Here is a 20,503-nt window from a genome sequence, read left to right on the forward strand (position 1 = left end):
TATTTTAGGGGGTTAGAGGAGAGTGGAGGGAGGAGAGTGTTTGTTGATAGAGGATGGTTATGATGGAGGGTGAGTGGAGGTACGCGATGTCCAGGACAGAGTCGAAGATGGTGGAGCTGGGGACGGTGGCGCCTGCGTTTGAGCTGACCGATGTGGTGAGTGGCAGGGCCGTCGGTCGGGATGATGTGGCGGCCGACACCAAGGGTCTGCTGGTGATGTTTGTGTGTCCGCACTGCCCGTACGTGAAGCATGTGGAGGCGGAGCTGGGACGCATTGGGAGGGACTACGCGGGCAGGATTGGCGTGGTGGCAATCAATTCGAACGACCTGGTGGAGTATCCGCAGGATGGGCCGGAGCAAATGACGGAACAGGTCGAAAAGAACGGCTGGAACTTCCCTTACCTGCTGGACGAGACGCAGGAGGTGGCCCGTGAGTATGAGGCTGCCTGCACGCCGGACTTCTTCCTGTTCGATCAGGAAATGAAGCTGGTGTATCGCGGGCAGCTGGACGAGAGCCGACCTCGGCGAGGTGATTTTGGCAACGATGTGCCGCTGACGGGCAACGATCTTCGTGCCGCGATGGATGCGGTGGTTGCCGGTGAGAAGCCCACAGCAGAGCAGAAGAACAGCATCGGCTGCAATATCAAGTGGAAGCAGTAGCAACCGGACGATAGGAAAGACGAAGAGACGACTGTGACTGACGTTCTTGAGAGTTTGAAGGATGGTGTGCGGCGGTTTCAAACGGAGATCTATCCGGCCCGCGCGGAGATGTATACGCAGGCCGAGAGCGAGCCGCAGCGGCCGGATACGCTGTTCATTACGTGTGCCGATTCTCGCATCGACCCGAACGAGATTACGCAGACCGGCCCTGGCGAGGTGTTTGTGACCCGCAATATCGGCAACATGGTGCCGGCGTATGGCGAGATGCTGGGCGGTGTGAGCGCGGTGATTGAGTTTGCGGTAAGCGGTCTGGGCGTGAAGCACATTGTGGTGTGCGGACATTCCGACTGCGGCGCGATGAAGGCGCTGCTGACGCCGGACTCCGTGGCCAAGATGCCGACGGTCAAGAGCTGGCTGAAGAATGCTCATGCCGCTCTGAGTGTGGCGGAGACGCTGCACGAGAGGCTAAGCGGGACGTCGTTGATCGAAGAGCTGACGGAGCAGAATGTGCTGCTGCAGCTACAACACCTGAAAACCCACCCATCCGTGGCTGCGGCGATGGCGACGGGGGATCTGACGCTTTCGGGCTGGGTGTATGAGATTGGAACAGGGGTAGTGCGTGTGGCCGCCGACGGCAGCCACACGTTTACGCGTATCGCTAAGTAACAAGTTACTTGCTGGAAGCGTCCGAGCCGTGCTGCTTGACCATCTTGTTGTAGATACCGAGGAGCAGGAACGGTGCGACCCACTGGCCGATGAACAGGGCCGGATTCGCCTTTTCTTTCTGAATGGCATTGACCGTGATGGAAGCTGCGATCGAAGCGATGGCTAGCCCCAGGAAAGCGCTCGACGGCACGGTGGCTGTGTACTGCTCAATGGCTGCGGTGACCTGGTCTTCTTTAGCCTGGCCGGGCTGAACGCGATAGTCAGTCATGATAATGTCTCCACGGCTGGTTGCCGTCTCTTGAGAAGATGCCGGAAGCGTGTAGCGCGGCAAGCGGCGGAAGTGTGCGATTTGCGTGGGGCGAAAGGATTGGCTCGGTTTTGTAACCTGACTCTCGTTTGACTTTCAGGGGCTGGCCGCATAGTTTTAAAAGCAATGAGCACTCTGCGTCATCATCATGGGCACCACCATCACCACGCAAACAATGCGTCGGCGGCTGTGTCCGGTGTGGCGAAGTAAGCAAGAGAGAACGCCCAACAGGATTCAAGAAGAACCAAAGCCCGCTGACGCGCATACCGCGAGCGGGCTTTTCTGTGTGCGGGTACTGCGCGTATGGCGACAACTGAGAGAGACCGAAGGGGAGTGACGATGGCAGACGCGGTAGAGATCAACTTTGCGAAGGACGGCGGCATGGTCGCCGGGATTGTGCAGGATGCAGGTACGGGGCAGGTGTTGATGCTTGGGTTCCTGAACGAGCAGAGCTATGCCAAGACACTGGAGACCGGGTTTGTCACGTTCTGGTCGCGCACGCGGAGCAAGCTGTGGATGAAGGGTGAGACGAGCGGCAATCGACTGAAGGTGGTCGAGATGGCGACGGATTGCGATAACGACGCGCTGCTGTTCAAGGTGGTGGTCGAAGGCGATGGGCTGGTGTGCCACGAGGGCACGGTGAGCTGCTTTACGAAGCCGATTGTTTAGGAGTTGTCAGTTGTCCGTTCTCAGTTGTCAGAACGGAGCGACCTACTGAGAACTGACAACAGAAAACGGAGAACGAAAAGTATGGCAAAGAAGCTGAAACTGGGAATTCCGAAGGGCAGTTTGCAGGACGCGACGATTGCGTTATTTGAGCGTGCGGGCTGGCGGATCTATGCGAGTGGACGGAGCTACTTTCCGACGATCGACGATGTGGAGATCGAGTGCATGCTGGTGCGTGCGCAGGAGATGGCGCGGTATGTGGAGCATGGCGCGCTCGATGCCGGGCTGACCGGGAATGACTGGATTCTCGAGAACCAGAGCGACGTGGAGCGCGTGACGGCGCTGACGTATTCGAAGGCGAGCCGGACGAAGGTGAAGTGGGTGCTGGCGGTTCCGGAGGATTCTCCTTACCAGAAGCCCGAAGACCTGGCCGGCAAGACGATCGCGACGGAGCTGGTGGAGTATTCGAAGCGCTACTTTGCGGAGAAGAATATCCCGGTGAAGGTGGAGTTCAGCTGGGGTGCGACGGAAGTGAAGCCGCCGACGCTGGCCGATGCGATCGTCGAGGTAACGGAGACGGGATCGAGCCTGCGGGCGAATCGGCTGCGGATCATCGAGACGCTGATGGAGAGCGAGACGCAGTTCATCGCGAACAGGAAGGCCTGGGCGGACGATTGGAAGCGCAGCAAGATTGAGACGCTGAGCCTGATGCTGAACGGCGCGATGGATGCTCAGAACCAGGTGGGCCTGATGCTGAATGTGAAGCGCGCGGACCTGGACCAGGTGCTGAGCGTGCTGCCTGCGCTGAATTCGCCGACGATCAGCGAGCTTCGCGATAAGGAGTGGGTCGCGCTGAATACGATTCTCGAGAGCCATACGGTGCGCGACGTGATTCCGAAGCTGAAGGCTGCGGGCGGCGCGGGCATTGTGGAGTATCCGCTGAGCAAGGTTGTTCTGTAAGTTTCGAACGAAGAGGTTAAGGCGATGAAGATTGCGTTTCTAGTCATTCTGATTTTGGCTGCGATGGTGCCGCTGGTGCGGTTTCTGCTACAGCGTTCGCGTGAGCAGAAGGCACAGAAGGACGGCCTGGTGCTGTATGCCACGGTGATCTCGCTGGAGCCGGTGAAGGTGTTTGGCAAGCCATCGCCGGTGATGAAGATCAAGATGTGGGTGCAGCAGCCGGGCGGTGAGCGACGCGAGGTTTCGCTGAGCAGCCGGATTGCAGCTGGGCAGAATGTGGCTCCGGGCGTGATGCTGCCGGTGGTCGTTGACACGAAGGACCCGAAGAAAATCTATCCGGCCGGGCCTGATGCGATGAAGCGCGTGGTGCTGACGGGTTCGCGGGAGCAGCGTCGCATGATGAAGAAGCAGGGGATGTGATGAAGATTGTGCAGACGTTCGGCGAAACAGCGGCGGCAGCCGAGGCTGCGATTGTGCAGCTGGAGCAGCGCGGCGCCACGAACACGGCGAAGGTCGATGGCGTGGTGCAGGAGATTCTGGCAGATGTGCGCGCGCGTGGCGACCAGGCTGTTCGTTCGTACTCGGCGAAGTTCGATGGACTGGGCGATGAGACGCCTCTGCTGGTAAGCCGCGAAGAGATGCAGGCGGCGTGGGACGAGACCAGCGAAGAGTTGAAGGCGGCGATGCGGCTGGCGCAGGCGAACATCCGCGCGTTTGCAGAGAAGCAGCTGCCGCGTGCGTGGAGCTTTCGGCCGAGCGAAGGGATGGAGGTTGGGCAGATCATTCGACCGCTGGGCAGCGTAGGCTGCTATGTGCCGGGCGGAAGGTATCCGCTGCCAAGCACGCTGCTGATGACAGTGACTCCGGCGCAGGTGGCGGGTGTGGAGCGCATCGTGGTGTGCTCGCCGAAGCCAGCGCGCGAGACGCTGGCGGCTGCGTGGATTGCAACGCATGAGGCTGCGGGCGTGGTCGAGGTGTATCGCGTGGGCGGGGCGCAGGCTGTCGCCGCGATGGCTTACGGCACCGAGACGATTGGCGCAGTCGACAAGATCGTCGGGCCGGGAAATCTTTATGTAACGGCGGCGAAGGTGGCGGTGTCGCAGGAGACGGGCATCGATATGCCGGCGGGGCCGACGGAGATTGTGGTGACGAGCGAGGTCGGGGATGCTGCAGGCATTGCGGCGGATATGGTAGCGCAGGCTGAGCATGATCCGGAGGCGCTGGCTGTATTGATTACATCGCAGACGGCGTTGGCGGAGGCTGTGGCTGCGGAGGTCGAGAAGCAGGCTGCAGGCAACGAGATTGCGAAGCAGTCGCTGGCGGCGCAGGGCCACATCTTTGTGACGGAGAGCGCGGCAGAGGCCCAGGCGTTGACGAACCGACTGGCTCCAGAACATCTCACCGTGGATTCCGGCGCAGACGTGCGCTGGGTGAAGAATGCGGGCAGCGTCTTCATTGGCCACTATGCGCCGCAGTCAATGGGCGACTACATCAGCGGGCCGAACCATGTGCTGCCGACGGGACGCAACGGTCGTGTGCGCGGTGGGCTCAGCGTCCTCGACTTTGTAAAGGTGATTACGGTGCAGCAGTACACGCAGGCTGCCCTGCGCGAGGTTGGTCCGCATACAATTGCGCTGGCTGAGGCAGAAGGTCTGGTCGGCCACGCGGAGAGCGTGAGAGTGAGGATGCGATGAGCGTTGCTTCGAAACTTGCTGCGGGCATTCCGCAGTCGTTGCTGGAGGAGTTGCGAGCGGTGGGTGGTCCGGATGAGGCAGAGATTCTGCACAGCCTGAGCCATCTGCCTGCGGCGATGCGCGCAGAGCCGCGTCGCGCGGTGCTGGCAATGCCGGAGTATCATCCGCCGCTGGCAGGCCGCGATGCACTACGACTGGACTTCAACGAGAACACGTTTGCACCAAGCCCTGCGGTGATTGAGGCGGTGCATGCGCTGACGGCTGAGTCGATGACGATCTATCCCGAGCGGCATGGCGTGGAGCAGATCGTCGCGAAAAAGTTTGGGCTGACGCCCGAGCAGGTGCTGCTGACGAATGGCGTGGACGAAGCGATCCATTTGATGGCCTGCACGTTTCTCGACGAGGGCGATGAGGCACTGATCTGTACGCCGACGTTCTTTATGTACGACGTTTCGATTGGCCTGATGACGAGCCAGTTGAAGCGTGTCCAGACGGACGATTCGATGGAGTTTCCGTTCGAGCGATTCATGGCGGCGATCACGCCGAAGACCAAGCTGATCATCGTAGCAAGCCCGAATAATCCGACGGGTTCAACGGTGAGCCGCGAGCAGCTGCTTGCGATTGCGAAGGCTGCTCCGCAGGCCGTGATGATGGTGGATGAAGCGTACTTCCACTTCTTTGGTGAATCGACGCTGGGCGACGTGGACGAGGTGCCTAATTTGATTGTCGCGCGGACGTTTTCGAAGGCGTATGGGCTGGCAAACCTGCGCATCGGCATGCTGGCTGGCGATGCTCGGCTGATTGGATATGTGCGCAAGGTGGCCTCGCCATACAACGTGAATGGTGTGGCGCTGGCGGTGCTGCCGGGTGCGCTGGCGGACGATGAATATCTGAACTGGTATGTGGAGCAGGTGCATGCAGGCCGTGAGCGCGTGCAGGCGGCTCTGCAGGCGCTGAACGTGCGGACGTGGCCGAGTGCGGCGAACTTCGTACTGCTGGATATCGGCGCGCGCCACAAGGAACTTTGCACGCGGATGCATGCCCATGGCGTGCTGCTGCGCGACCGCTCGGGCGATCCGGGATGCGAAGGGTATGTGCGGATCACGATCGGCGTGGAAGAGCAGGTAACGCGCGGGATTGCGGCGCTGGAGACGGTGCTGGAAGAGATGCAGTGGACGCCGGAAGAAGGTCGAGCCAGATGATGTCGGAGCGCAGGAAGATCATGTTGCTGACGCTGACGGTGCCGTGGGTGGCGCTGGCAGCGGTGATGATCTCTCTGCATCTGCATGGTGCGTTTTTGAAGGGACTGGTTGTGGGTTTTGCGCTGGCGATGGCAGTCCTGCTGGTGTACGTGGTGACGAAGATGGTGCAGTTGAAGCGGGGGCGGCGATGAACGAGATCGATCCGCAACGGAAGAAGATCGCAGTGCTGGCGGTGTGCATCTGCACGCTGAACATGCCGTTTATGCTGCTGATGAAGCATAGCCAGGGGACGAGTTACTTTCCTGAGATGGTGGCTTTCTATGTGGCGGCAATGGCATTGCTGACTACCTACACGGTCAAAGAATTTTTGAAGTACAGGCGGAGTGGACGATGAGCAATGGATTGAATGAGGCAGTGGCGACCGAGACCGGACGCGTTGGGACGATTGAGCGGAACACGCTGGAGACGAAGATCTCGCTGCGGTTGAATGTGGATGGCATGGGCACGTACACCGTGTCGACGGGCATCCGTTTCTTCGATCACATGCTGGAGAGCTTTGCCAAGCATGGCGGTTTCGACCTGACGCTGAAGTGCGTGGGCGATCTCGACGTAGACCAGCACCACACAGTGGAAGATGTGGGCATCGCGCTGGGAGAGGCCTTTGCCGAGGCGCTTGGCGACAAGCGCGGGATTCTGCGCGCGGGCTACTTTGTGATGACGATGGATGAGACGCTCGCTGTGTGTGCTGTCGATCTATCGGGGCGCGTGGCCTGCGTGGTCGACGATCAGTTGACAGCCCCGCTGGTGGGCGACCTGGTAACGGAACTGGTGCCGGACTTCTTCGATGGCTTTGCGCGGGGAGCAAAGTGCAACATCCATGTGAAGACGATGTACGGGCGGAACAACCATCACAAGATCGAGGCGATCTTCAAGGCGTTCGCTCGGGCGATGCGTGGTGCGTGCTCGAAGGACGAACGGATGAAAGAGCTGTTGCCGAGTACGAAGGGCTTGCTGTAGTTCCAAACCTAAAGAAAGAGCATAGAGGTCACGTGATGGAAGAAGCCCCTCAATGGCGAAAGAGTGTTGCCCTAACAGGCATGGTGCTTGTCGGCTTGAACCCTATTTATTGGATTCTAGCCCTCAACATTGAGGGACGATTTAATCTCTCCGATCGCGTCTTCGGCGATCTCATACTGACGGGTGTGCTGATAGGGATAATTTCCCTCTCTTTCAGTTTCTTCGCAACAGGCATGAGGCGCGCCTTGCTGATTGTGCTTGCACTTCTTGAAATGTTTTTATGGTCGTTTATGGCGGTGGGAATGTGATCGCTGTCATCGACTATAAAGCGGGCAATCTTACAAGCGTCGTCAAGGCACTGCGCTTTCTCGGTGCGGACGATGTTGTCGTCACGCAGTCGCATGAGGATGTGCTGAAGGCAGACAAGATTGTGCTGCCGGGTGTGGGGCACTTTCAGGCTACGCAGCTGCTGGAGGACCTGCGGCTGACGCAGGCGACGCGCGAAGCCGTAGCGAAGGGTACACCATTCCTCGGCATCTGTGTTGGCTTGCAGTGGCTATATGAGGGGTCGACGGAGGCTCCGGGGACAGCTGGGCTGGGGCACTTTGCTGGGCAGTGTGAGCGGTTCCCTGCTGTGTATGAAGGCGAGGAGTTGAAGTCCCCGCATGTGGGGTGGAACTCTCTCGAAGAGGTGCGGGCGGATTCGCGGCTGCTGCGCGGCGTGAAGCCGGGGAGCTTTGTGTACTACACGCATAGCTGGCGTGCTCCGGTGAGTGCGGACACGGCGGCGAGCACGCTGTATGGCGGCGCGTTTACCGGAGCCGTGGAGCGCGGCAATGTGATGGGCGTGCAGTTTCATCCGGAGAAAAGTGCGGAGACCGGGCTGAAGGTGTTGAATAATTTTCTGGAGTTATAGAGTCAAGCGAGAAGAATGCAGACGGTGATCAGATATGAAAATGTCGTGAAGGAGATGCTGATCCAACTCCCCGCGCTCATCATCTTCGATGAGGAGCAGCACCTCGGGATGATTGAGGATAATCTCGATCTTGCTTACGTCATATTTGGATCGCTTCTGGTTCCTTTTCTTGAATCCGCAATTGCTCGTGGCGATAAAGAAACGCTGCGACAGGGTTGCAACTTCCTTGAGCAGATATCTGCGGATTCACGACAAGACTTGGCACTTGAGAATCTGATTGGCGTTGAGATAGGCGAGTGGTTGGAATTTGTTTGCGGAGAAAGTGTTATCGCATCTCTTCTCGGAGAAGAGACGAAACGAGTTTGTAATTATGTACCCGGACTGGCAACACAAAGACGAATGCTAAAGGGGTTGCCATGCTGACGAAACGAGTGATTGCCTGCCTGGATGTTCGCGGCGGCCGAGTGGTGAAGGGGATTCAGTTCGTCGATATCGTCGATGCGGGCGATCCGGCGGAGCTGGCGCATCGCCATGCGGCGGCGGGTGCGGATGAGATCGTGCTGCTCGACATTACCGCGACGCATGAGGGTCGCGGCACGCTGATCGATACGGTGAGGCGCACGGCGGAGAAGTTGTTTGTACCGTTCACGGTCGGCGGTGGCATTCGCTCAGCCGAAGATGCGGAGGCTGTGTTCACTGCGGGCGCGGACAAGGTCTCTATCAACAGCTCGGCGATTGCGCGGCCGGAGTTGATTGGGGAGATTGGTTCGAGCTTCGGGGCGCAGGCGGTGATCGTGGCGATCGATGCTCGGCGCGGCCCGAACGGTGTGAGCGATGCCGAGGTGTATGTCAGTGGCGGGCGCAAGCCGACCGGGCGGAATGTAGTGGAGTGGGCGCGCGAGGCGGAGCAGCGCGGGGCGGGCGAGATTCTGTTGACCTCGATGGATACGGATGGGATGCGCAATGGATTCGATTGCGAGCTGACGCGCGCGGTGAGCGAGGCTGTGCAGATTCCGGTGATCGCGAGTGGTGGCGCTGGCAGCGCTGCGCACTTTGCGGAAGTCTTCAAGCTGGGTAAGGCGGATGCGGCGCTGGCGGCGAGCATCTTCCACTTTGGCGTGACGGATTCGCGTGCGCTGAAGGCGGAGGTCGCGGCGGCGGGCGTGGCGATGCGGCTGCCTTGCTAGAGTGGTAGCGCAAGCCTCCTCCATCCCACCTTAGCGATGATGAGGTCGTCGCGAAGATGGGGCACCCAGAGGTTAGGGTTACACTGTGGCGATGCCGTCATCTTCCGCAGAAAAGCGATGGGCACCCGTCTGGCTGATGGGGCTTTCGAACGCTACGTTCGGATTTATGGGCGGCTTTATGGTGCTGCCGCTGCCGCAGATGCTGGCGGCGCAGGGTGTGCCTGAGTGGAAGATCGCGGCGATCAGCGGGGCTTGTTTGCTGCCTGGATTCTGGGTGTTTGCTCTGGGGCCGCTGCTGGATTTCCGGTTCAGCCGTCGATGGTGGGCGACTCTGTTTGCGGTGCTGGCAGGTGTCGGGATGACGGTCGCCGTGCTGTTTCGCTCGCATCTGGCGGTGCTGGAGACAGCTCTTATTGTGGGTTACGCTGCGGCGGCGCTCAGCTCGAATGCCCTGGGCGGCTGGCTTGCCGGCGTGGTGCCAGTGCTGGCGGAGCGCGCTGGCGATGATGCGAACCATGAGGGTGCCTGGCTCAGCTCATGGACGCAGGTGGGCGTCTTTCTTGGCAATGGGTTGATGGCGATTGTTGCGGGCGAGGGAATGCGAAAACTGCCTGCTGCTGTGATTGCACCGCTCTTGGGAGCCATGGTGATGCTGCCTGCGGCGGTGTTTCCGTGGATACCGCTGGTCGGTCAGCGCGAGCTAGGAGAAGACGGCCGTTCGCTGGGTGATGGCTTCCGCCAGTTCTTTGGCGAAGTGAAAGCTACGCTGCGCGGTCGGGAGGTCTGGCTGACTCTAATGCTGTTCGTAGTGCCGACGGGAAGTTGCGCGCTGAGCAATGCACTGGGCGGCGTGGCTGCCGAGTTCCATGCGAGCGATGCTTTCGTGTCGCGTATCGGTGGCATCGGGCTATCGGTAGCAGGTGCAGCAAGCTGCCTGCTGCTACCGGTACTGGCGCGGCGGGTGAAAGCGTTACCTCTATATCTGCTGCTCGGCACGGTAGGTGCGGTGTTTACGCTGGTGCTGCTGGTGCTGCCGCGCACACCGCTGACGTTTGCGATCGCCTTCGTTGGCGAGAACATGGTGCAGGCGATCTGCTTTACCGCAGCGGTGGCAATCTGCTTCAACGTGATCGGTGAGGAGAATCCGCTGGCGGGTACGCAGTTCGGTCTGCTGACGGCGGCGACGGTGCTGCCGATTGTGTACATGGGTGTGCTGGATGGCCGCGCCTACAGCGGACATCCTCTGCTGCCCTGGCTGCCGCATGGTGTGTCGGGGATGTACCTATTCGATGGCGGGCTGAGCCTGCTGGCTTGCGTGGTGATGGCTGCGCTGATGATGTGGTGGCGGCCCGCTGCTCGCAAGGGTGCCCTGCCGGATCGCGGCGTGCATCTTACCGGAGAGTGAGTTACCGTCCGTGAGTTCCAGAGCTGACCGAGATATTGGATACTGAAAGCTATGAACCTTGAAAGATTGAGAGCTGAGACACGCGCGGAGCACGAATCAACCGAGAGCGTGATGCCGCTGATGCAGGCGGAGTTGAGCCAGGAGCAGTATGTGGACGTGCTGCGGAAGCTGTATCCCGTGGTGCGGAGCTGGGAGCAGTTTGCGCTGGCGAACGCTCCGGCAGATTTAACCGAGACCATACAGGGACGGCAACGTGCCGGGCTGATAGCACAGGATCTCAAGGTGCTGAATGCGACGGCTGGCGATGATGCCAGGGTCTTCCCTGCCGAGTCCGTGCCGGGACTTGAAAGCGGCGCACCGACGTATCGCGCGAGCTTTCTGGGAGCGATGTATGTGATGGAAGGGTCGACGCTGGGCGGCCAGTATATTGCGCGGCATCTCGAAGAGGTGCTGGGGCTGGCACAAGGCAAGGGGGATGCGTACTTTCGCGGCTACGGGGAGCACACCGGCGAGATGTGGCGCGCGTTCAAGGGGGTGCTCGGCGAGGTGCCGGAGGAACAGGCTGACAGCGTAATCGCGGCAGCGAAGGCGATGTTCGAGGTATTTCGTGAGGGCATGACTGCCTAATGGTGGGAAATTCCTGAGTTTCCGAACGCTGTCTGTATTCCTTGCATCCTACTTGCAGGTAGAAATATAAGGCAGCTCCGCAACGAGCTGCGAAGAGTGTTTAAGAGGGTGGATTTCGTTTGGCAGTTTCTCTAGGCGAAGCGTTATTGCGTTGTGAAGATGAGCCGATCCGGATTCCGGGGAGCATTCAGCAGCATGGGTTTTTCCTGCTGGTCGACGGCGGGTTTGAGAAAGTTCTCGTTGCGAGCGAAAATGCAGAGCGGTTTCTGCAGCAGCCGCTAAAGCTGATTCTCGGGGCGCAGCTGGATGCCATTTTGGGCCGCGAAGTGCTACTGGCGCTGGAGACGGTGAGAAACCCAAAGCAGAAGGAGCGCCATGCGCTCGTGACCTATCTGGGTTCGTTTCGCATCGGCGACGACCAGTTCAGCGTGATGGCGCACAGCATCGGGTCGACCTTTGCGCTCGAGTTCGAACAGCAGGACCGACTGGTAGGCGCGGAGACGATGAATGCCGTCATCACCAATTTTGTGGCCGCGCTGGGACGGCTGCAGAATAGCCAGGACCTTTGCGACGCCTTGGCCGAGCAGATCGCAGAGCTCACCGGCTTTGATCGCGTGATGCTGTACAGCTTCGACGACGAGGGGCACGGCACGGTGCTGTCCGAGGTGAACAATGGACGGTTGCCGAGCTACCTGGGGCTGCGTTTTCCGGGGTCCGACATCCCGAAGCAAGCTCGCGAACTATACATTCTGAACACGACACGCATCATCCCTAACGCGAACTATGAACCTTCGGCTTTGCGTGGCTCGACAACGCGACCAGCCGCGCAGCTTGACCTATCGCTGAGCGTGCTGCGCAGCGTATCGCCGATCCATCTGCAATACATGCGGAACATGGGCACAGCTTCTTCAATGTCGGTATCGATCGTGCTGGACGGCAAACTGTGGGGACTGGTGAGCTGCCACCACAGCTCTCCAAAGACCGTGCCTTATTTGATTCGTAGTGCCTGCGACATGCTGACGAAGATGGCGGCGACGCAGCTGACGAAGTTTCAGGCGACGTCGCGACTGAACGAAATGGTTCACTTTCATAGCGCGCAGCGTGACCTGCTGACGGTGCTCGCCGGTGAGCAGAATTATGTGGCGGCGATGCTGAAGCAGTCGCGTGCGCTGCTGAAGATCACGAACGCAGCGGGTGTCGCTGTGTTGGTGGATGGCAAGTTTTCGTCCGAGGGTGCCGTACCGGATGAGGCTTCGCTAGAGAGGTTGAGCCAGTGGCTCGATGCTGAGGAAAGCCAAGAGGTCTTTGCGAGCAGCCATCTTTCGTTGGAGCTGCCTTGGACCGAGTCCATTCGGGATGTTGCGAGCGGCTTGCTGGCGGTGCGCATCTCCTCAGTGCAACGTCGGTATGTGCTGTGGTTCCGGCCGGAGGTCGTATCGACCGTAACGTGGGCTGGCGAGCCAGCGAATCCTGAGATGGAGAAGCGACTAACTCCGCGCACCTCTTTTGGAAAGTGGAAAGAGATCGTCCATGGAAGAAGCGAGCCGTGGACGGCGATGGAGATCGAATCTGCTGCGGAGTTCCGCGCAGCGCTGACGACCATCGGATTGCGGCGTGCCGAAGAGGAGTTGGAGCTGGGAGAGGCACGCTTCCAACAGCTCACGCAGGCGCTGCCGATCAAGATTTTCGCAGCCGATGATGAGGGCAGTCTGACCTATGTGAGCGGTCGTTGGCTCCAGAGTGGCCTACAGTCGACGGGCTTGTGGTTCGAACAGCTTCCGCTATACCCGGATGATGCGAAGGTCGCGGCTGCGTTGTGGCAAGAGTGCGTGGCGACAGGCAAGAGCTTCGAGACAGAGCTGCGACTCTGCATACAAGAAGGCGGAGCGTTGAGCTGGAACTTTGCGCGCGTGGTTCCCTTCCAACGCAGCGGCGCGACACGTGCAGGATGGATTGGCACACTCGTCGACCTGACGGAGAGCAAGGAACGTGAGATGGCGATGCGCATGAGTGAGAAGCTAGCGCTCACGGGGCGTATGACGAGCGTGATTGCGCATGAGATTAACAATCCGCTCGAAGCGATGACGAACCTGATGTATCTGCTTCGCAGCGAAGTGCCAGCAAGTGGTACCGCCGCAGACTATATCGAGCAGGTGGAAGGCGAGTTGGAACGCATATCCGGCGTCACAAAGCAGACGCTGCGCTGGAACCGCGAGAACAAGGACCAGCCAGAGGTGTTTGAAGTTTCGCTTATGGTGGAAGATGTGCTGCGACTGTTCGCAGGGAAGATTCGCAACCGTCACTTGGCGGTCGAGCGTGCAGGACAGGATAGCCTGCACGGCTGGGGTGTAATGGGACAGGTGCGTCAGGTGCTGGCCAATCTGGTCTCGAACGCAATCGACGCAGCGCCCATCGGCGGCAAGGTGATCGTTCGCATACTGCAACAAGGAAATGAATTTGGCTTCGCCGTCCACGACAATGGAGGCGGCATGAGCGCCATCATGCAGTCGCGCCTATTCGAGCCGTTCTTTAGCACCAAGGGCGACCTGGGCAATGGGCTGGGCCTCTACATCTCGCGCGAGATCGTGGAGCGGCATAAGGGTCAGATCCGAGTCTCGTCCAATCAAAGTGACGGCACGACGATGACGGTATTGCTGCCAGCTAGCAACGTCTAGCCGCGACGATTGATGCCGGTGAGAGAGTGAGTCGTGCTATATCTTCTTCATGCTCTCAAGACGCTCGCTTTTGCTCTCCACCGGGCTCGCTCCGCTGGCGGTGCAGGTTGCCGCTGCTGCAAAGGGTACGCATACGAGGTCTGTCGCGGTGGTGGGTGCCGGCGCCTTTGGTGGATGGACGGCGCTGCATCTGTTGCGACGCGGCTATCGCGTCACGCTGCTCGATGCGTATGGGCCGGGGAATGCGCGGTCGAGTTCGGCTGGCGGTGAGAGCCGCGTGATCCGCGGATCGTATGGCGCCAAAGAGGTGTACACCCAGCTTGTGGCACGCGCGCTGGTGTTGTGGCGTGAGAACCAGGCACGATGGAATACAACGCTGCTTCATGAGACGGGTGCGCTCTTTATGGCTCCGCATGAGGATGAGTCGCAGCGTGCCTCGATGCGGGCTCTGCGCAATGCGGGGTTGCCGTTCGATCACTTCGATCGGGCGGAGGCTTCGAAGCGCTTCCCGCAGTTCAACTTTGAAGATCGCGACTCGATGATCTTCGAGCATCACGCGGGCTATCTAACCTCGCGGCGAGCCTGTGAAACAGTCATGGAGGGTTTTGTTCGCGAGGGTGGCACCTATCGAGGCGTGGCTGTGAAGCCGGGCTCGATGGAGGGCGGCGAGATGCAGGGACTGTCGCTTTCGGATGGGTCCACACTGCGAGCCGACAGGTATGTCTTTGCGTGCGGTCCGTGGCTGGGCAAGCTCTTTCCTGAAGCCATCGGCAAAAAGGTTTTGCCGACGCGGCAACTGGGGATGTTCCTCGGCATTCCCTCGGGGGCAGAGGAGCTTCAGGAGGGTCGATGTCCAGTATGGCTGGACTCGGGCGCGTACTACGGCATACCAGGCAATAACTATCGGGGGATCAAGGTCGTGGGTCACACCCTGAGCGATGATTATGACCCGGTCCATCCATGGGATCCCGATTCAGGGGACCGCCTGATGCCGTTGGATCGCTTTCGGGAGCCGCGAGAGTACATGGCTTTTCGCTTTCCGAAGATGAAGAATGCTCCGGTGGTGGAGTCGTTCGTATGTCAGTACGAGATGTCTCCTGACGAGGACTACATCCTGAGCCGCCATCCTGATTGCGAAAACGTCTGGTTCGCGGGTGGCGGTTCAGGGCATGGTTTCAAAAACTCCCCAGCGGTTGGCGAACTGATGGCTGACCTGGTTGACGGTAAAAAGACTGAGGTGAGTGGCTTTTCACTCGCCCGCTTTCCGAAGAAAAGTTAATGTCTTCCTGGAGGCTCTACCCTTGTGGAGATATGCCTGATCGAATCCCTAGGGCTTGCTCTCCGTCCGAAGGAAGATAAATTCGGGGCGCGTGGTGTCCTGCGAGGCCGTGATGGGAGTGTCGAAATGAATTAGCTCCTTGGCCGTGTCGTAACGCGGCCACACCGGTAATCGCTTTCCATTCGGGTTGCCGTTACGGGCAAAGTTCGTCCAGTAGGAAACCATCTGATCGCTCAGCACGCGGTCTTCGGGCTTCCAGGTCGCACCGTGACGCGCATCGAGCGTACCGAAGACGTACTCCAGCTCATCGGAGTGAAACGCATACTTGCCTTGCGGATGGTTTTCTTCAGGCGGGGCGGGGCGATCAAAGCGATAACGATAGACCGGAGCGTGTCCGGTCTTGGCCTGCGCCTCCACCCAGCGCCACGCACCACCTGCTATGAAGGCCGCCGTGGTGAAGTCGTCCGCGGAGCGCACGGCTTCCGCATCTGTGGCGCCCGGAAACGCAGCGAGGAACTCATCCGCGCGGTCCCCGTAGTGCTCCAGAGCGTAGGCTTTCCACTTCGCGACGGTCATATCCTTGGAAAGAGTGCCGGCACGCTCGTCGCGATTCCAACCGATGATCTCAGGGATACGCGACTGACGACCTGCGGCATAGGCCTCCGCGACCGACTCGGGTAAAAACTGTCCGTCGACGACCGGCGAAAAACCAACGCCCGGTTGCTTCTGCGCGGCTTCGAGCAATGTGGAAGCCGGCAGACTGCGGAGTTCAGTCAAGGTCTTTACGCCGAGAGCATCCACCCAGGTCTGGTCGTGACGGGCGCGCTCGGCGCCCGCGGCCATGGGAATTGCTCCGTTGAAAAATGCTCCGCTCTCGCCGATGGCTTTCTGAAAAAGACCCTGTGCTTGCGGCACCGTCGTCAGAGCATTGACTGCGAAGGAACCGGCACTCTCTCCAAAGATCGTCACATTTCCCGGATCACCACCGAAGGCGCCGATGTTCGCCTTCACCCATCGAAGAGCAGCCACCATATCCATCAGGCCGTAGTTTCCGGCGTGGCCGTTCTGCTCTTTCACAAGGTCCTCGCTCGCGAGGAAACCGAAGAGGCCGAGGCGATAGTTGATCGTAACGAGGATGACACCCTTTGGCACAAGAGCCGAGTTCGTATAGCGCGGCTCCGAGCCCGCTCCTGCGATAAAGCCGCCGCCATGAATCCAGAGCATGACCGGCAGCTTCGTCATGCGCTTCGTGGATGTCGGCGTGTAGACGTTGAGGTACAGGCAATCTTCTGAGGGCCCTTTGTCGAGAAAGATGTAGTCGTTCCAGACATGCCATTGCTCGCAGCGACTGCCAAAGCTGGTGGCGTCGCGAACACCCTGCCAAGCTGCCGGAGGCTGAGGCGCCTTCCAGCGAAGTTCTCCCACCGGAGGAGCAGCATACGGCAGGCCAAGATAGGCTTTTTGTGTGCCGCTCTGAATAAGCTTCCCCTGGACTTTGCCGAGCGCGGTTGTCACGGTGGCTTGCTGGGCTGCGGCAGCACCGAGGCAGAGCAGGGCCAGCGGAAGTACGGAAACGAGTAAGCGCAGCGACGGTGCTTGGGATTTCATTCGAACCTCATACAAATTGCCGCACCATCATACATAACCTTGACCGAGGCGCAATACTCAGCTCTCTCGATTTGGTCAAGTTCGGCATCTCGATGTCCAAACGAGATGTCGAGGGTTAAATGTATGGTGCTGCTTCGGTCGAGCGAAGACTTGCTAATGGCTTAGTTCCACCGAAACGATCTGGCCCGCGACGCGCGGATCGGAAACCTCGCCATATTCCACCCGGGCCTTCATGCCTTCCAGTTGCTTACAAACATCGAGATCCCCTTCCGGTTTGAAGTTGAGCGTGCTGAAGGGAATCTTGAAGTAGTTATTGCTGTAAAGCTTGAGGCTCTGCTTCGGCCCGGCAAGATCGAGCGTGAGTACCGTTGGATAACGGCACTGCACGTTATGAATCACACCATTGACGATACGATGCGGCTCTGTCGCGGTGAGAACAGGCAACGGGTTAGCTTCAGGTTCTTCATTGGCTTCCGTCACTAGCGTCACCGTTTTCCCTGATCCCTCAGGAATTACCTTTACATGCGTACCTGGATCCTCGGGAGACATCGTGTTCATTGAAACAACTGCCCGTTCTCTCGGGGCCGACTGAAAACTCTTAATCTCCCGGATGCGTTGATCGAGGATGCCCTGCTCGGTGACAGAGTGAAAGGTCCGCTTTGCCGTCTCAAGGACGGCGAGCGCGTTATCGAACTGATTCAGCGCGACCCAATCCGTCGAGGCATTCATGCGATAGAGTAGCTGCTCAGGCTCGATCGAAATAGCATGCAACGTCGCCAGCCGTGTCTCGGCTTCATTCTTGCTGCGCGTAGCGTAAAACCGCGCCAGAACATCATAGGCAGGAGCAAACTGGCTATCGAGTTGGATGCTCTTCTTCAGATTCGCTTCGATCTCGCTGTTGCGGTCTTCGTCACCGCTTTCAAGAAGCACTTCGGCGTAGTTGAAAAGTACGAAAGGATTTTGTGAGTTCAACTTCACAGCCTCTCCATACCAACGAAGAGCGCAGGAAAGGTTCTGCTGCACGTAGCAGATGTCACCCATAGCTTCTTTCGCCAGAAGATTCTGCGGGTCGCTCCTGAGGATGCTCTCTGCAAGCGCCTTGGCTTCGTCCGCTCGTTGTTCATACGCGAGCACATCGGCGCGCGTGGCGTCAGCGGCTGCCGCGGACAATGGAGTTGCGGAGAGCCCAGCTTCAGTGATGCTGACAGCGCTGGTAACTCTGAAATAGCTGAAAGACATTTGACTGACGTAGCTGTCCAGTTCCTTCTGCAACTGATTCAAATCGCCAAACGCATGTTGGGCTGCCGTAACTGGATCTTCATGCTGCGAGAGATACACGGCATAATCATGCACGTGGTTCGTCTTCTGTTTTGCATCCGAGATCTGCAGGTAGTGGACGAGCGCCCACGACTCGGCATAGAACACCGAGCCCTTCTGTTCATCATGGTAGTAAGGTGAGCTGTGGTCCACGGCGAAGAGAGTCGTGAGCGGAATCAGGCGATTACTGCGGAGATAGTAGATGTCGTCGGCACTGGGCTGCCCGAGACGAACATCTTTTCCTGTGATGTCAGTGTTCTGGTAAAACTCGGCGAGACCTTCGTTCAGCCAGAGCGGCATCCATTCTGCGTGACGAGTCAGGTAGTGCGTGTATTCGTGATAAACGGTTGAGAACGGATGCTCCCCTTCCGCATCAAGACGCAGCAGGATATAGTTGCGGCCCGGCGTGCGCAGGAAGAGACCAGCCAGTTGCAGTGAGTTCTTAGCAAGGTACTCAGAAGGCTCAACGGAGTCGAACTCCTTCTTGTTCTTCAGAGCCAGCACTACGATAGGAGCGGTGTCCTGACCAACGCTACGCGGAAGAATTGTGTTGAAGAGTCCGCGCATGCGTTCAAACTGAACGGCAATATGGCGCGCATCGGAGTCGCTCGCATCGGTGATGACGACGAAGTGGTCAGTATTGACCTGCAGCCAGTGCGCGTTGGATTCGGCCGAAGCAGAGAAAAAAGGGGCTGCCAGAAAAAGACACAACAAGGCGAAACGTAGCCGCATGACACATCCAGGAGAGAGGTTTAGACGGATGTTAGCTTTTTAGCGGTCTCTTGTCGATGAGCCAAGCCGGACATCGTAACGTCAGCTTCTAAAAAACCCGGAACAGGAAAAACATGGCCCGGCTAGCGCGGATACCCAGCCTTTAGCTGCTGAGAGCAACACTATGCAGGCAGTTCCAACTGTTCGGCGGCATCGTCTCCATCGGGGCGGAAGTGGGTGCGGCAGCGGGCTTCGTACATGCCTGCTGCGCCGACCACGACGAGTTCCTGGGAGGATCCGAGCCGCTGGGTGTGAATCGCCGAGGCTCCGCAAACCATGCAGACGGCCGAAAGCTTGGTCACCTTATCGGCAAGGGCCATCAGGTTGGGAACCGGGCCGAAGGGCTCGTTGTTGAAGGTGGTGTCCAGGCCTGCCATGAGGACTCGCTTGCCGAGAGCGACAAGTTCGAGCGCGAGCGGGATCACGTGCTCATCGAAGAACTGCACCTCGTCGATACCGATGACCTCGATCTGGTCGAGCTGCGGGTAGAGGTGCGCGCGGAGGTGCTCGGTCGTGGCGACGGTGACGGCGTCGTGGGTCTGCTGGCTATGGCTGGCGATGGCCGTGCGATGGTAGCGAAGATCGATGTCGGGCTTATAGCAGGCCACGCGCTGACGGGCGATCCGGGCACGCTTGAGGCGGCGGATCAGCTCCTCCGACTTGCCGGAGAACATGGGGCCAGTGACCACTTCGAGGACTCCGGGAGCGGGGCACGGCGAGACGACTTTTTCTGGAGCAACAAGCGACATGGTTGTGTCATCGTAACGAAGCGTAGGCGGTGGATATCGAGTACAGGGAATAGGGAGTCGTGAGTAGGGAATAGTTATTGGATGGGAGTATTCTGGCGTTGTATATCTCGCAATATCGAGGAGGCAGAATGCGTTGTAACTGGTTGGCAGTGTGTGGCGTGGCGGCGGGTGTCGCTGTGATAGGCGCGGGACAGATGCAGGCACAGGCGAAGCCGGCACCCAAAGAGGTCAAGGTCGCGCTGAAAGGCTCTAAGGGAGAAGACGCCGGGACTTTGACGTTCAAGACTGTGAAGAAGGGTGTAAAGGTAATGATTCACCTGCAGAATGTTGGGTTTGGCGATCACGGAGTTCACATCCATCAGAATGCGGTCTGCGATGCGCCTGACTTCAAGGGCGCGGGTGGGCACTTCAATCCGGACAACAAGCACCATGGCTACATGAACATGGACGGCCATCACAACGGCGATATGCCTGAGAACGTAAAGGTCGGGGAAGATCACAAGGGCGAGGCAAGCTTCGTGCTGACGTCGATCTCGCTCGATCCGGCGGCGCCGAACTCGCTGATGCTCAATGGCGGCACCTCGGTGGTGGTGCACGAGAAGGCAGACGACGAGAAGACCGATCCTTCGGGCAATTCGGGCAACCGGGTCGCTTGCGGCGTAATCCAGTACTAAAAGTGAGAAGACAGGAGTGAGGAGACAGGAGTGGGAGATAGTCACTCCTGTCTTCTAGCTCTGGCCTGCTCTATCGCGAGCGTAGAGGATGGAAGCGTGGGCCTGTATAGTTAGGTCAAGCTTG

The 20,503-nt window shown here is 59.0% G+C and carries 23 protein-coding genes; 19 read left to right on the forward strand and 4 right to left on the reverse strand.

Annotated features, from left to right (window positions below; all coding sequences use genetic code 11):
• Positions 1–86: 86 nt before the first annotated feature.
• Positions 87–659, forward strand: coding sequence for a thioredoxin family protein (locus tag OHL14_RS09070; protein WP_263379019.1), 573 nt, complete (start codon positions 87–89; stop codon positions 657–659).
• A gap of 33 nt (positions 660–692) precedes the next feature.
• The gene (locus OHL14_RS09075; protein WP_263379020.1) at positions 693–1,325 is read left to right on the forward strand and encodes a carbonic anhydrase; all 633 of its coding nucleotides are present in this window, start codon (positions 693–695) and stop codon (positions 1,323–1,325) included.
• Positions 1,326–1,329: 4 nt separating this feature from the next.
• Here the strand turns inward: OHL14_RS09075 and OHL14_RS09080 are convergent, their stop codons facing one another.
• Positions 1,330–1,593 (reverse strand): hypothetical protein, encoded by a 264-nt coding sequence (locus tag OHL14_RS09080; protein WP_263379021.1) that lies wholly within the window; start codon positions 1,591–1,593, stop codon positions 1,330–1,332.
• Between the two features lie 378 nt (positions 1,594–1,971).
• On the opposite strand from OHL14_RS09080, the gene hisI reads away from it, so the two are divergent.
• The 16 genes from hisI to OHL14_RS09160 all read left to right on the forward strand — a co-directional run bounded on the left by hisI (position 1,972) and on the right by OHL14_RS09160 (position 15,260).
• Positions 1,972–2,301: a phosphoribosyl-AMP cyclohydrolase gene (hisI, locus tag OHL14_RS09085; RefSeq protein ID WP_263379022.1), complete on the forward strand. Its 330-nt coding sequence runs from the start codon at positions 1,972–1,974 to the stop codon at positions 2,299–2,301.
• An 81-nt stretch (positions 2,302–2,382) separates the two neighbouring features.
• Positions 2,383–3,258, forward strand: coding sequence for an ATP phosphoribosyltransferase (hisG, locus tag OHL14_RS09090; RefSeq protein ID WP_263379023.1), 876 nt, complete (start codon positions 2,383–2,385; stop codon positions 3,256–3,258).
• A gap of 24 nt (positions 3,259–3,282) precedes the next feature.
• Complete coding sequence (locus OHL14_RS09095; RefSeq protein ID WP_263379024.1) at positions 3,283–3,678, forward strand: hypothetical protein; 396 nt, start codon at positions 3,283–3,285, stop codon at positions 3,676–3,678.
• On the forward strand, positions 3,678–4,952 hold the full coding sequence (hisD, locus tag OHL14_RS09100) for a histidinol dehydrogenase (protein ID WP_263379025.1): 1,275 nt from the start codon (positions 3,678–3,680) through the stop codon (positions 4,950–4,952). The genes OHL14_RS09095 and hisD overlap by 1 nt, the downstream gene beginning before the upstream one ends.
• Complete coding sequence (gene hisC, locus OHL14_RS09105) at positions 4,949–6,154, forward strand: histidinol-phosphate transaminase (protein WP_317890404.1); 1,206 nt, start codon at positions 4,949–4,951, stop codon at positions 6,152–6,154. The genes hisD and hisC overlap by 4 nt, the downstream gene beginning before the upstream one ends.
• Positions 6,151–6,345 carry a hypothetical protein gene (locus tag OHL14_RS09110; protein ID WP_263379026.1) on the forward strand — a complete coding sequence of 65 codons (195 nt, stop codon included), beginning with the start codon at positions 6,151–6,153 and terminating at the stop codon, positions 6,343–6,345. Before hisC ends, OHL14_RS09110 begins: the two co-directional genes overlap by 4 nt.
• Entirely contained in the window at positions 6,342–6,548 is a 207-nt protein-coding gene (locus OHL14_RS09115; protein ID WP_263379027.1) for a hypothetical protein, read from the forward strand. The genes OHL14_RS09110 and OHL14_RS09115 overlap by 4 nt, the downstream gene beginning before the upstream one ends.
• Positions 6,545–7,171, forward strand: a complete 627-nt coding sequence (hisB, locus tag OHL14_RS09120; RefSeq protein ID WP_263379028.1) for an imidazoleglycerol-phosphate dehydratase HisB — start codon at positions 6,545–6,547, stop codon at positions 7,169–7,171. Before OHL14_RS09115 ends, hisB begins: the two co-directional genes overlap by 4 nt.
• A gap of 35 nt (positions 7,172–7,206) precedes the next feature.
• The gene (locus tag OHL14_RS09125) at positions 7,207–7,479 is read left to right on the forward strand and encodes a hypothetical protein (RefSeq protein WP_263379029.1); all 273 of its coding nucleotides are present in this window, start codon (positions 7,207–7,209) and stop codon (positions 7,477–7,479) included.
• Positions 7,476–8,087, forward strand: a complete 612-nt coding sequence (hisH, locus tag OHL14_RS09130) for an imidazole glycerol phosphate synthase subunit HisH (protein WP_263379080.1) — start codon at positions 7,476–7,478, stop codon at positions 8,085–8,087. Before OHL14_RS09125 ends, hisH begins: the two co-directional genes overlap by 4 nt.
• 15 nt (positions 8,088–8,102) lie before the next feature.
• The gene (locus tag OHL14_RS09135; protein WP_263379030.1) at positions 8,103–8,510 is read left to right on the forward strand and encodes a DUF7674 family protein; all 408 of its coding nucleotides are present in this window, start codon (positions 8,103–8,105) and stop codon (positions 8,508–8,510) included.
• A complete protein-coding gene (gene hisF / locus OHL14_RS09140) occupies positions 8,504–9,274 on the forward strand; it encodes an imidazole glycerol phosphate synthase subunit HisF (RefSeq protein WP_263379031.1) in 771 nt (256 codons plus the stop codon). Before OHL14_RS09135 ends, hisF begins: the two co-directional genes overlap by 7 nt.
• A 91-nt stretch (positions 9,275–9,365) precedes the next feature.
• On the forward strand, positions 9,366–10,679 hold the full coding sequence (locus OHL14_RS09145; RefSeq protein ID WP_263379032.1) for an MFS transporter: 1,314 nt from the start codon (positions 9,366–9,368) through the stop codon (positions 10,677–10,679).
• 51 nt (positions 10,680–10,730) lie between these two features.
• Positions 10,731–11,306, forward strand: coding sequence for a biliverdin-producing heme oxygenase (locus OHL14_RS09150; protein WP_263379033.1), 576 nt, complete (start codon positions 10,731–10,733; stop codon positions 11,304–11,306).
• Positions 11,307–11,425: 119 nt separating this feature from the next.
• Positions 11,426–13,981, forward strand: a complete 2,556-nt coding sequence (locus OHL14_RS09155) for an ATP-binding protein (RefSeq protein ID WP_263379034.1) — start codon at positions 11,426–11,428, stop codon at positions 13,979–13,981.
• 49 nt (positions 13,982–14,030) lie between these two features.
• Positions 14,031–15,260: an FAD-dependent oxidoreductase gene (locus tag OHL14_RS09160; protein WP_263379035.1), complete on the forward strand. Its 1,230-nt coding sequence runs from the start codon at positions 14,031–14,033 to the stop codon at positions 15,258–15,260.
• A 48-nt stretch (positions 15,261–15,308) separates the two neighbouring features.
• Here OHL14_RS09160 and OHL14_RS09165 read toward each other — a convergent pair whose 3' ends face one another.
• The 3 genes from OHL14_RS09165 to OHL14_RS09175 form a co-directional block, all read right to left on the reverse strand.
• Positions 15,309–16,868, reverse strand: a complete 1,560-nt coding sequence (locus OHL14_RS09165; RefSeq protein ID WP_263379036.1) for a carboxylesterase/lipase family protein — start codon at positions 16,866–16,868, stop codon at positions 15,309–15,311.
• Between the two features lie 153 nt (positions 16,869–17,021).
• Positions 17,022–18,917 carry a DUF1570 domain-containing protein gene (locus tag OHL14_RS09170; protein ID WP_263379037.1) on the reverse strand — a complete coding sequence of 632 codons (1,896 nt, stop codon included), beginning with the start codon at positions 18,915–18,917 and terminating at the stop codon, positions 17,022–17,024.
• 161 nt (positions 18,918–19,078) lie between these two features.
• On the reverse strand, positions 19,079–19,705 hold the full coding sequence (locus OHL14_RS09175) for a thymidine kinase (RefSeq protein WP_263379038.1): 627 nt from the start codon (positions 19,703–19,705) through the stop codon (positions 19,079–19,081).
• Between the two features lie 128 nt (positions 19,706–19,833).
• On the opposite strand from OHL14_RS09175, the gene OHL14_RS09180 reads away from it, so the two are divergent.
• Positions 19,834–20,379: a superoxide dismutase family protein gene (locus OHL14_RS09180; protein ID WP_263379039.1), complete on the forward strand. Its 546-nt coding sequence runs from the start codon at positions 19,834–19,836 to the stop codon at positions 20,377–20,379.
• Positions 20,380–20,503 lie beyond the last annotated feature (124 nt).

The organism is Granulicella paludicola (assembly GCF_025685545.1).
Lineage (GTDB): Bacteria > Acidobacteriota > Terriglobia > Terriglobales > Acidobacteriaceae > Granulicella > Granulicella paludicola.

Coding starts and splice junctions, on each gene's coding strand:
- OHL14_RS09070 (WP_263379019.1), top strand. CDS start 87: ATGTCCAGGACAGAGTCGAAGATGGTGGAGCTGGGGACGGTGGCGCCT.
- OHL14_RS09080 (WP_263379021.1), bottom strand. CDS start 1,593: ATGACTGACTATCGCGTTCAGCCCGGCCAGGCTAAAGAAGACCAGGTC.
- hisI (WP_263379022.1), top strand. CDS start 1,972: ATGGCAGACGCGGTAGAGATCAACTTTGCGAAGGACGGCGGCATGGTC.
- hisG (WP_263379023.1), top strand. CDS start 2,383: ATGGCAAAGAAGCTGAAACTGGGAATTCCGAAGGGCAGTTTGCAGGAC.
- OHL14_RS09095 (WP_263379024.1), top strand. CDS start 3,283: ATGAAGATTGCGTTTCTAGTCATTCTGATTTTGGCTGCGATGGTGCCG.
- hisD (WP_263379025.1), top strand. CDS start 3,678: ATGAAGATTGTGCAGACGTTCGGCGAAACAGCGGCGGCAGCCGAGGCT.
- hisC (WP_317890404.1), top strand. CDS start 4,949: ATGAGCGTTGCTTCGAAACTTGCTGCGGGCATTCCGCAGTCGTTGCTG.
- OHL14_RS09110 (WP_263379026.1), top strand. CDS start 6,151: ATGATGTCGGAGCGCAGGAAGATCATGTTGCTGACGCTGACGGTGCCG.
- OHL14_RS09115 (WP_263379027.1), top strand. CDS start 6,342: ATGAACGAGATCGATCCGCAACGGAAGAAGATCGCAGTGCTGGCGGTG.
- hisB (WP_263379028.1), top strand. CDS start 6,545: ATGAGCAATGGATTGAATGAGGCAGTGGCGACCGAGACCGGACGCGTT.
- OHL14_RS09125 (WP_263379029.1), top strand. CDS start 7,207: ATGGAAGAAGCCCCTCAATGGCGAAAGAGTGTTGCCCTAACAGGCATG.
- OHL14_RS09135 (WP_263379030.1), top strand. CDS start 8,103: ATGCAGACGGTGATCAGATATGAAAATGTCGTGAAGGAGATGCTGATC.
- hisF (WP_263379031.1), top strand. CDS start 8,504: ATGCTGACGAAACGAGTGATTGCCTGCCTGGATGTTCGCGGCGGCCGA.
- OHL14_RS09145 (WP_263379032.1), top strand. CDS start 9,366: ATGCCGTCATCTTCCGCAGAAAAGCGATGGGCACCCGTCTGGCTGATG.
- OHL14_RS09150 (WP_263379033.1), top strand. CDS start 10,731: ATGAACCTTGAAAGATTGAGAGCTGAGACACGCGCGGAGCACGAATCA.
- OHL14_RS09160 (WP_263379035.1), top strand. CDS start 14,031: ATGCTCTCAAGACGCTCGCTTTTGCTCTCCACCGGGCTCGCTCCGCTG.
- OHL14_RS09165 (WP_263379036.1), bottom strand. CDS start 16,868: ATGAAATCCCAAGCACCGTCGCTGCGCTTACTCGTTTCCGTACTTCCG.
- OHL14_RS09170 (WP_263379037.1), bottom strand. CDS start 18,917: ATGCGGCTACGTTTCGCCTTGTTGTGTCTTTTTCTGGCAGCCCCTTTT.
- OHL14_RS09175 (WP_263379038.1), bottom strand. CDS start 19,705: ATGTCGCTTGTTGCTCCAGAAAAAGTCGTCTCGCCGTGCCCCGCTCCC.
- OHL14_RS09180 (WP_263379039.1), top strand. CDS start 19,834: ATGCGTTGTAACTGGTTGGCAGTGTGTGGCGTGGCGGCGGGTGTCGCT.